Consider the following 11,561-nt stretch of genomic DNA (forward strand, 5'->3'; position numbering starts at 1 on the left):
AGCCTTGTTTTAATCGGGTTATCCCAACTTATAATTTATATATAAATTATATATTAATACTTTACTTCAATTTTTTCGCTACCTGCTGAACTATAACCTCCATTTAGCTCTGCCACAATCATGTAGGTATATTTTGAGCGAGGCTTGACCATTTTGTCATAAAATTCCCGTTTGGTACCTTTTACAAACTTATAAGTCACCAAATCACCACCGTTCCTTGCCCGGTAAATCCTAAAACCTTTGGCATTTTGCGGAAAGTCCCATGTCAGTTTGACCATCTTGTTTGAGCGACTAGAAAACACCTGAAGGTTTGTTACAGTCGCTATCTTCTTAATGTTGCTAGCCTGGGCCTGCAATTTTTTTGACAGATCGCTCTTTAAACCAGACTCATCTTCAGACATGAGCGCATAAGAGTACTTTACTCCTGCTTGTACTGTGGTATCTGTATATTTGGTCTTATGAAGGTTCTCACCCTCCAATTCAAGCACTGGTTTATAATCGAAGTCAAGCTCTCCTTTACGCATCAGGTAAACCTTCTTAAGATCATAAGAATTACTAGGTTGCCATTCTAAACTGATCCCCTTGGTACCAACAGAGTAATTTTTCAAATACCCACTAGAAGGGGGTAAATTATCCGGGAGTACAATTTCATAGAAATCAGAAGGCGTGGATGGGTTAAAGTGATGGTCTAATGCTACAATCCGGTAGTAAACTTTACTATAAGGACGTTCAAGACCTATAGAGTCTATTAAAACACTATCTGCAGTATGACCTTCCAAAACACGAACAGGCTCGTAGTTGAGATCATAGGATCTAAACACCCGATAACCCTCAAGGTCTGCTTCTGTGTTTTGCTTCCACTTCAAAGTAACTACTCCATTGGTGTCGCATATACCTGACAATATTTCAGGCTGAGCGGGCGGAATAGAGTCTACCAATAAGTGCATTTTAACAAAAGAAGCTATAGAGTCCCCAGAATGTCCATGAGCTACTACCTTATAATAATTGGATGAGCTTTTAGAGGTACCATCAACAAAAGATGATATGTGAGCAGGCAACAATCCATTATGCACCTTTTTAAAAGGGCCGTCTCCATTAGGTGCGCGGATTACTGAAAAGCCTTTTATATAGGGGTGATCCTCTTTATCAATAGCCCATGACAATTTTATATTTTCATTGTCAGGCGACTCCGCATCGTTAATAGCAGGCGCGGTTTTTAATAGATAATGTGTAGTAACCTCTTGTATATCTGAAGGTGTACCTTCTTCTTCAAATGCATTTACCCCTACTACTTTGTAATAGTACGTTTTATTATAATCTGGGAAAGAGTCGGTATATGAGGTTACCTGTTGCTTAATGTTAGCATTCCCATGGTTTCCTGTGAATGGAAGCTGGTTTAGCTTTACATATTTTCCTTTTTTCTTGTGTGACCGGTAAATATTATAATACGGATAATCACGGTTTCCTGCATTGAACCAGCTCAAATGAACAGAACCAGGCTGAAGCTTGGCTTTAAAATCCATAACTTTAGCTTTCGGCCGATCCCTGAACGGAAAAACAAGAATTATTGAAGCATTTTCATCTTGGCCATGAATATTGATTTTATACAAGTATTTTTTGGCAGGTTCATAGCTTTTATCATTAAAGTAAAGTCCAATGGCTTCTGCGACTTTATTATTGGAAATGGCAGAAAACAAGCCAATTAAATGTACAATTTCATCAGATTGAGCTTTTTCTAACGCTTCCCTTGTATTAGTAGGAAAATCACGGTTTACAATTTCACCGAGCCCATTTATGAAAATTCCCGCAATAGCGAGGGAGCTATCATTTTGTTCTTCTTTTATCAGCTTATCTTCTGGCCACAACCTGATAGGTGCATTATTTAATTTTATAAAATCTCCAGCCTTCTCACCGTCATAGTTCACTAAAACCTCTGCCCGATAAATATCATACCCATTTTCAAGACCTTCTTTAAACACACCAAAATCTGCAGGTAGCCACTTCAACTGTAATCCTAAAGAAGGGTTATAGTTATGTACTAAAAATATAGTATCATTTTTGGCTTCAGCAACCAACGTATTCATAAGAAGTATAAGCGCTAATAGTAGTTTTCTCATCTTGGCAGCGATAATGCTTCGTTCAAGTTTACAACAAGGTTATATGTAGAAGCTGGCGTACTTTTTCCTGGTAGATAGTACCCTATAGGCAAAGTAAAATTACCTGCCGGAATTTCTACAGACTGCATATCTGTAGAAGAACAACCACCCGACAGCAGGCAATCTAAGTTCATCGTTTCGAGACCTTCATTTACAGCTCCAATCAAATCTGTGACAGCGGAAATGCCATCTTGAGTAGCTTCAATATTATTTACCGGTTCCCTAATGTTTTCAATTATGCTATTTAAGGAAGGATTGTCGTACTCTAGTGATCCAAAACGTATCAATGCTGAACTTCTAAGTACACCATTGCTAATGTACCCGTTAGTTTCTTCACTTGACAAAGGCTCATGGCTGTCTAATCCACTAATACTGTTTATAGAAAGGTTGGCAGCCATTACGCCATCAAAAACTTCAGAAAAAGAAGTACTATACAAAGACATTTTGCCGCTAAAAGTAGAATACTTGCTCGTTGTAAACTTGTATTCTAAGACTACAGAGTCAGGAGTTTCTTCTGCCACAACACCAGATGTAACATTTCCGTCCTGTGAAACCCCTTGAGAAGTATGTGTTGGTATAGGGGATTTCATCACCTTCAAAGTATACTCTTTTCCATTCTCCAGTGCGACATTAGGAATGTTAAAAGTAAAGTTGTGTTGACCATAATTATCATTATAAGTAACGTTTCTTTGACGATCCTTTTCGTCATTCCCATCAAAAACAGCTACATTAAAAGTGTATCCTTCTGCCAATTCAACAGCTTTGCCAGGCAACACACTAAGCCTAATATATCCTTGAGAAGATTCATCCTTATAAAAGTTCTTCATCCCTGGAAGTGGATAGGCATAAAAAATATCGGAAACATCTATTCGGCCTGCATCCTCTTCTGTTTTAAAAGTTACGGACTTGCTTTGTGTATTTTCCGTATTGATCCACTCATTCTCACTTGCCTCCTTTTGAATTCGTAACTGTACAGTTACTGTAATTTCTGAGTTTCCTGGATATACCCGTAATGGAGTGATGTTAAGCTGGTCCATTCCAGAGTTCATTTCTGTTTCATAGAGGATTTCTCCCGAAGACGAGGAAATCTCTACATTATCAAGTACCGGTCTAAAAAACTCATAATCGCCCCTAGAATTGCGGATACCATAAACAGTATTTCTTAGAGGGCTTGAAAAAGTAACAATAATGTTTTCTCCAACTGGAACATCTTGTTGGCTATTGACAGGGGTAATAGTTTCAATAAAGTCAACTTCACTATCCAGAATCGGGACATCACAGCGATCACCGATTTCTAAGCTTACACTTCCATCAAAACCACGACCTAAAATCCTAAAACCATAATCGACCTTTCCCTTCACATAAGTAGGGCGTGGCAACTGAGCAAAAACAAAAGCATTTAGCCACATAGACATAATTTCCCTACTTCCCCCACCGCATTTACTCCATGCTACGTTCAAGCCGGCAGCCCCATACAAAAACACCTGACCCGTAGCATACCAATTGTTCACCCCTCGTCCGTCACCTGTAGTAAAGTTACCACAATAAACAGGCTCAGCGGTCTTCGTAAGCATTAAGTCAAAACCAGCACCAACACTATAACTTACTTCAAGTCTTAACCCACATATACCAAGGTCAAGACCTGGATTACCCCCCAAAGACATTCTGGAACCAAAAGATAATCCACCTCCGACAGCCAGTAACGGGTTAGTCGAAAAATCTTCACCTTGACCTAATTCAGCAGGCAGTGGAGCAATGGGAGGGTCTGGTAGCTGTGTACCTATACAAAAATAACTCTGGGCGGTGGCAAGACCTAAAACCTCAAGACCAATTGGCTCAATAGGCTTTCCTATATACACATACCATGTCCCAGGGGAAGAGTGTATAGCTATTCTACCGGCAATCCCATTATGTAAACCCTTTAATGCATTGCCTACATTCACATATATATCAAAGTCACCGTTAAGCGTGCGGTTAGGAAAATCATACTCAACATACCAGCCAGCTTTAACATTGCCACTTATACTGTTCAAAAAGCTTGATGTCTGATTTTTTGTAGTGTCACTAACAGGGTCCATACCCATTGTTGAAGCAATTTCACTAACACCTGGTGGAGTAAAGTCCTTTGCGAGCATACCTACCCCTCCATAAGTTGCTATGCGATTAATTCCGCCACCACGATTAAACTCAATACTAAAATTGATTTCACCATTAAAAGCAGTACCTCCTCCAGTAGATTGAATACCAATACCCGCTAAAACACCAAAGTAACTATTATTAGGAGTAAACACCCGACCAGAACTTGATTTACACTCTAAAGACGTTTCAGGCTCATTACCTGGACGAGCCATTTCCATATTATAATAAAAACCTCCTGTAAAGGCATTAATATCAAGACCAGGACTTACTGTCAATGCTGGCGAAAAAGAAATCGATCCATCAGCAAACCAATACCTGTATAGCGTTTCACCAGTTGACACTGCCCGCTCTTCTTCTGAACTAGATGTTTCAAAATTATTATCGGTATCTACAGTATGAACCTCAACGGACTCAGTTCCTGTTTCAGAAGTTACTCTACCAAATATCATTGAAGCATTTAACTCAAACATCTCTACCAGGCTCAATTCAACACTACCACAAAAACCTTTACCATACTGCTCATCTCCATCAAACATTTCCAAACTACCTGTCAAGCTATAGGAACCGTTTTGAACACTGAGATTCACAGCATTTAGATCAAAATTGTCGTATTGCCACCTTTGTGTAGAGGCATTCCTTTTAGTCCAGATGGTAAAGCTGGTACTACCTCCAAAACCATTACCACTTGAATTATCATTACCAGCAGAGTTTTGAAGCTTGATATCTAACTCAAGACCCAATCCTTTTCTTTGCCCTCCATTACTGGTTTTAAAATTAAAATCGTTAATAGAAATCGGCAGATTAGCCAATTGTGAAGAGCTTTGATTACTGATAGCACGTACATAACTAGAGCTATCTTCATCATCCAAACCTAAATATGGTGCGGAACTTGATACTTTTAATTTATTGAACTCTAAACCAAAAGTACCAACCGCATCTCCATCTCCATCTGTATTGCTTGTGGGAGATACAGTTAATGTGCCATCTAAAGAAGCTTCTGGAAAAAACTGTTTATTCCTATACTTAAAGTCTAACTCTACACCTGTCAGGTTCATGCGAGCTACACCAAAAGCTTGGGCATTAAGGTTTCCAGAAAACTCTGCGGATCCATGATAAGATAACTCATTAGAGCTTAAGTCCCTCGTCATCATCAACCCATAATCAACAGTGGACTCTTCATCACATATAGGAAAAGACATTTTACCTTTAAAAGACCCATGACTTAAACCATTAGCTATAATATTTACCCTTATGGTATCCATAGAGTATTTAAAGCCTTTAGAATTGGCTTGGAGTACATTTTCTGCATGTGTCAGACCTGATATTCCATGTTGGTCCACAATAAGGTCTCTACATACAATTCCAATATTTTTTTTATCGCTTCCTTCGGTTAAGCTACGAGGGATTTCAATTTCAATAGAGTCAATATATAAACCTGTCCATCTTACAGAACCAAAATCTTCTCGATCAAAACTTGCACCATTTACAGTTTCCAAGGAGTCCAAATACCAAGAGGGCAATGAAAACTTAGGTGCATTTTTAACTTCACTTTGATCTAAAGTTATAGAAGGGATTGAACACCGAAAACCGGGAAGACTTTTAAACTGAACATCAGGAATATCTCTCAGATTGACAATAAAATCAGACATCCTATTGGCAGTAACATAAAATTTAAGGTCTAAAGGTTCATTGGTGTTGTTTTCATCATACTTAGTCACAGCATCAGGGTCCAAACTCAAAGAACCGTTTAAAGTAACTTCTTTAAAACCTTTACAGTCAAAGGTGACGTAAGTAGAATCAAAACCCGTATTTAATGAATCTAGGCCGCGAAATTTAAGCTTGTAGCCGCTTCCCACAGAAATTGTAATGGAATTCAATAACATTAAAGTAAAGTCGCCAGACAACTTTCCCCTCCTGGAAAGAGGGACTTTATCAGCCACAAAAAAAAGTTCTTCCCCTGACCTAAATGGTATCCTCATAAAAATCTCTGCCGTCATTCCCTGTGCGGCATCCAAGCTTACACTATTAACTATCAATGCATGATTTTCATCACCATCTCCCACAGGCAAAATACCAAAAGGAAATTCCTGCGAATGACCATCTACAAGTGTTTGGTATAAATTATTGGATTGAACGTTGTCTGCGGCTTCATTAATTTTCTGAATCCACTCTTGTGAATTAGCTGCAATTTCTTGTGCATTTTCGATTAATTCAAGACCAGCAGATGCGGCACCTTGCTGTGCATGCAGTTTATCGCTAGAAGAAATCAAAATAAGCAAGCAAATACTGATAGAGCAAAGTTGTGTTAATTTTAAACCTATCGCTTTATATCGGCGCAAAAAAAGCTCCGTGACAAGTATAAAAAACAGCAAAACTGAAATTGTACAGAATAAATATATAAAATCTAGGGAAAACATATTGTCATAAAAGACCGATGTAATTGATTTCTTGGAATATTTAAGTTTAGAAAACGTCAAATGCTTAAAAAGAGACAAAAAATAAGGAAAACAAAGCCCTAAAGCAAACTTTAAACACTTGTATAACAAATTTAACCACTTATCCTTACAAATCCAAACTAGAAAGACAAAAAAACAACCCCTATCTATCACAAAAAATTTTTCACAGAAAAAAATGTAGTTATAATCAAAAAAAAGCGGTTATATAAAACAAATAGCACAAAAATTAATTGCTACTGTCTTAACAATCTTTTTAGAATTTAATATAATTATTTTACTGCTTAAATATCTAACATATTAACTATTCCAAAGAAAACAAAATTTAATAATTCCAAGAAAAATATTGACTATACATATTTTACCCAACATTATAAACCCAAAATGCTTCTTAACATATGGGCACAATATCTGTCGTATATGAGAGCAGGGGAATTATTACCATATTACTGGTGGTAATGCTATCATTTTTTCTATGCAAAATGCTACTGCATAAATGGCTGCCCAAAGTCCCTAAGCACAAAATATTCTTATATGCTTTGATACTGGCGTTGATTCTTGGCCCTATTGTATGGTTTGCTTTATATATTGCGGTGCTGACCTTGTGGGGCGATTTGAAATTATTCTGATGAATGAAGTAGTCTTAAAAAATGTTTTTCCCCACTGTTAACCGTAGCTTTTAGCTACGGAACATTCACGTTAATTAAACATTTCAATATGTAGCTTGAAGCTACACACGAATATTATCATTAAAATTGTCAATTAATTTGTAGATAATACGTTTGGTAGCCACAGGCTACCTCTGGTAGTACGCCTTTGTTTGATAGTACGGTGCTGTAGCTACAAGCTACAGTAAGCATTACGGGGGTTTACTTGATGAATGAAATAGCCAAGCTACAGTGAGCGTAAAGGGGCAGTGTGTTGGAGAGGCCGCTCCTTTAAAAAAATTTATAAAAGCCTTTTATATTTACAAAAATCTTATCTTGCTTTTCGTTTGGTATATAATCAGGTAGTACGGGAAAACCCTTAAAGAACATAATTTTCCATTTTCACCTATAGACCTTATTATCGATTGCGCCCCGTTGGGGCTTTAGGAAGGGTTGTCGGTTGCTATGGGCTGTTGCCCATAGCTATTTTATTGCGCACCGTTGGTGCTATAATTTATTTTAAATGACAGAAAATGATGCCCTTTTTTTGCTGCAAGGCTTAATATGTTGCCCATCTTAATTAGCTAAAATGTTGGGTGCTGCCCAGGCGGGATGGTTTGTTGGTGAAAACACCAACAAGAGGAGGCTACGGACTTCCATATTATTTACCCTTTACAATATGTAGATAGTACGTTTTGGTAGCCACAGGCTACCTCTGGGAGTGCAGCTTTGTTTGGTGGTATGGAATGTATATATTTGATAGGACAGTAAGTTAAGCTCTTTTTCTTAAATTTGGAACGATGAGTAAAAGAGAAAGAAGGTCATATGACCACGAATTTAAAACAATGGCTGTAGAGCTGCATTTAAGCGGGAAGACCAGTACCGCTGTTGGGAAAGAATTAGGCATTGGTCCTGATTTAGTAAGGAGATGGTCACGTGAAATGAAGACGAATGGCGCTGCCAGTTTTCCAGGAAATGGGAAACAGAACCTTTCAGAAGAACAAAAAGAAATTCATGCCTTGAGGAAAGCCTTAAAGGAATCTGAGCTTGAAAGGGAAATCCTAAAAAAGGCGGTAAGCATCTTTTCCAGGGGAGACAGCAAATATACCAATTCATAATGGATCATAGAAAAGAGTATGCTGTTGAAAAGATGTGTAGGACATTTAATGTTGCCAGGAACAGCTTTTATGAGTGGAAGAAGGAGAAACAACTCAAACTGGCTCAACAAAGAGCGATATTGCTAAAGGAAATCAAAACAGTGCATGAGTTAAGCAATGGTACCTATGGAAGTCCTAGAATTACATTAGATCTTAGAAAAAAGGGTTTTGCAGTATCCAGGCCAAGGGTTGCCAGGATCATGAAAGACCACGGAATCAGGAGTGTTGTAAGTAAAAAATTTAAAGTCTGCACAACTGATTCAAACCATGGATTTAGCATCAGTCCTAACGTTCTTGATAGATCTTTTAAACCTGAAAGCCCTTCAAAATCATGGGTATCAGACATAACTTATATCCGGACAAATGAGGCATGGTTATACCTGACCATGATTATGGACTTATATGATAGGAAAATAATAGGATGGTCTATGTCCACTTCGATGCATGCATATGAAACAGTAGTGCCTGCATGGAGGATGGCACTGATAAACAGACCTGTTTTTCAAGAGCTGGTTTTTCATTCAGACAGAGGCGTGCAGTATGCATGCAAAGAGTTCAAGGTCAATGTAATGAAAGGTCTTTTGTCTAGCTTTCCCTGCTGGCCGGTGTCTTCTGTTGCGCATTATGCAAGGAGAAACTCTATGCTGTTTGCTTCTTTGAGCACATGGTACAAATACGCTAACCTTTTAGGGCTGAAAAGGGTATTCAAAAGGTCTCCTGAAAAGTTGAAGGGAGTTGTTTCGAGCAGGCCTAACCAGTTCCTGCATGTCGTACTACTTTTTATACGCTCCGAGATGGCTTGAAGCGTGCTATAGTTTTTGTTTCTGATAATTTTTCAAGAAATATCCTGGGGTGGAGTGTTGGTGAAAGGTGCTGTGCTGAAAATGTTAAAAATGCACTTGCCATGGCAATACAGTCTATAAAGTTCCATTACTCTGATTTTGTCTGTGCCACGCTTGTTGCGGACGGAGGAAGCGAAAACCATGCGGTAACAATTTCGCAATTGCTTGAAACTACTCCGAATCCTGAAATCACCAAAGTGGTTGCCCTGAAGGATATTGCTTTTTCTAATTCTCCTGTGGAGGCGGTGAACAAGGTCATGAAGCGATATCTGAGATATTATGAGCCTGATTCGGGTGAAAGGCTTTATGAATGTCTTTCTCTTGCGGTAGAGGATTATTGTTCTGTCAGGCCGCATGTTTCTCTTGGTGGACGTACGCCTTTGGAAGCTTATACTGATGTTTTTCCAGATCTGGATTTTACTGAGAAAACAAGACAGGCTAGGGAGGTAAGGGTTAATTTTAACAAAAGTAATGGGTGTGGGAGGTGTTGATGTCTGGTAGTACGTTTGGTAGCCGCAGGCTACCTCTGGCAGTACGGCTTTGTTTGATACTACGTTGCTGTAGCTGCAAGCTACAGTGAGCGTTTAAGGGGCGAGTAAATGGTAGTTATATGGATTTAAGGTAGTATACTCAAGTTTGGATAACATTAAGGTTTATAGTATGGGTATTAATAGGTATATAGTACGTTGGGGTAGCTGCAAGCTACCTTTGGCAATACGGCTTTATGATAGTACGGTGCTGTAGCTGCAAGCTACAGTGAGCGTTAAAGGTTAAAAGGAGAAACAGTGTACGTAAATACCTGTTTCTCTTTAATTTTGACCCCAAACTTCGCTGTAACGAAGGTTGGTTTGTGAAATTATTGTGGGATTAGCGGGGCGAGTAAATGGTAGTTATATGGATTTAAGCTAGTATACTCAAGATAGGATAACATTAAGGTTTATAGTATGGGTATTAATAGGTATATAGTACGTTGGGGTAGCTGCAAGCTACCTTTGGCAGTACGGCTTATTTGATAGTACGGTGCTGTAGCTGCAAGCTACAGTGAGCATTAAAGGTTAAAAGGAGAAACAGTGTACGTAAATACCTGTTTCTCTTTAATTTTGACCCGAAACTTCGCTGTAACGAAGGTTGGTTTGTGAAATTATTGTGGGATTAGCGAGGTAGTTATATGGATTTAAGCTAGTATACTAAGGATAGGATAACATTAAGGTTTATAGTATGGGTATTAATAGGTATATAGTACGTTGGGGTAGCTGCAAGCTACCTTTGGCAATACGGCTTATTTGATAGTACGGTGCTGTAGCTGCAAGCTACAGTGAGCATTAAAGGTTAAAAGGAGAAACAGTGTACGTAAATACCTGTTTCTCTTTAATTTTGACCCGAAACTTCGCTGTAACGAAGGTTGGTTTGTGAAATTATTGTGGGATTAGCGATGTTAATTCTCTAATCCTGAAAATCCTGATTCAGACAAAAAAATCCGGAAAGCCTCTCAAAAAGACCTCCCGGTTTCTCATTTTCTTTTTTCTCAACTCCCGTTACGCAAGCTACAAGCTTGCAATGTTTTAGGTCCAAGATACGCTATCGCTAATCTTAGACCAGAGGGGGTAGTTAATACAGCAGGTAATCTCCCCAATTGACCGTCCATCTTGGCTCCCTCAATACAATCCAGGTAAAATAGTATCCCAAAACTCAGGATCTCTATGACCTCCTTTGATCATTGTATCACCAAGAACATAATAAGGAACTTTAAAAAAAATGCAATTAACGCCAACCTCCTCATCGTAAAGGGGAGGAAAGGAAAATGGGAAGCAATTTCTACTTTATCTAAACAACATAACACTCACCCCCCCACTGCTAACCGTAGCTCCTAGCTACGGACTTCCGTATTATTTACACATTACAAAATGTACATTCGTTTTGGTAGCCACAGGCTACCTCTGGTAGTATGGCTTTGTTTGGTGGTATGCTTCTGTAGCTGCAAGCTACAGTGAGCATAAGTGCTGACCTTGTGGGGCGATTTGAAATTATTTTGATGAATGAAATAGTCTTAAAAAATGCTTTTCTCCACTGCTAACCGTAGCTTTTAGCTACGGAACATCCACGTTAATTAAACATTTCAATATGTAGCTTGAAGCTACACACGAATATTATCATTAAAATTGTCAAT

The 11,561-nt window shown here is 38.6% G+C and carries 5 protein-coding genes; 3 read left to right on the forward strand and 2 right to left on the reverse strand.

The genetic code is table 11. The annotated features are described in order from the left end of the window. Positions 1 to 53: 53 nt before the first annotated feature. On the reverse strand, positions 54 to 2,117 hold the full coding sequence (locus RCC89_02065; GenBank protein ID WMJ71961.1) for a hypothetical protein: 2,064 nt from the start codon (positions 2,115 to 2,117) through the stop codon (positions 54 to 56). Next, positions 2,114 to 6,565 (reverse strand): hypothetical protein, encoded by a 4,452-nt coding sequence (locus tag RCC89_02070; GenBank protein WMJ71962.1) that lies wholly within the window; start codon positions 6,563 to 6,565, stop codon positions 2,114 to 2,116. Before RCC89_02070 ends, RCC89_02065 begins: the two co-directional genes overlap by 4 nt. Before the next feature lie 1,630 nt (positions 6,566 to 8,195). Here RCC89_02070 and RCC89_02075 point away from each other — a divergent pair. Genes RCC89_02075 through RCC89_02085 form a run of 3 tightly spaced genes read left to right on the forward strand, consistent with a single transcriptional unit; the run spans position 8,196 to position 9,885 of the window. Beyond that, positions 8,196 to 8,513, forward strand: coding sequence for a transposase (locus RCC89_02075; protein WMJ71963.1), 318 nt, complete (start codon positions 8,196 to 8,198; stop codon positions 8,511 to 8,513). Continuing rightward, positions 8,513 to 9,355, forward strand: a complete 843-nt coding sequence (locus RCC89_02080; protein ID WMJ71964.1) for an IS3 family transposase — start codon at positions 8,513 to 8,515, stop codon at positions 9,353 to 9,355. Before RCC89_02075 ends, RCC89_02080 begins: the two co-directional genes overlap by 1 nt. Next, entirely contained in the window at positions 9,352 to 9,885 is a 534-nt protein-coding gene (locus RCC89_02085; protein ID WMJ71965.1) for an integrase core domain-containing protein, read from the forward strand. Before RCC89_02080 ends, RCC89_02085 begins: the two co-directional genes overlap by 4 nt. Positions 9,886 to 11,561 lie beyond the last annotated feature (1,676 nt).

Source organism: Cytophagaceae bacterium ABcell3 (assembly GCA_030913385.1).
In the GTDB taxonomy this organism is placed as follows: domain Bacteria; phylum Bacteroidota; class Bacteroidia; order Cytophagales; family Cytophagaceae; genus ABcell3.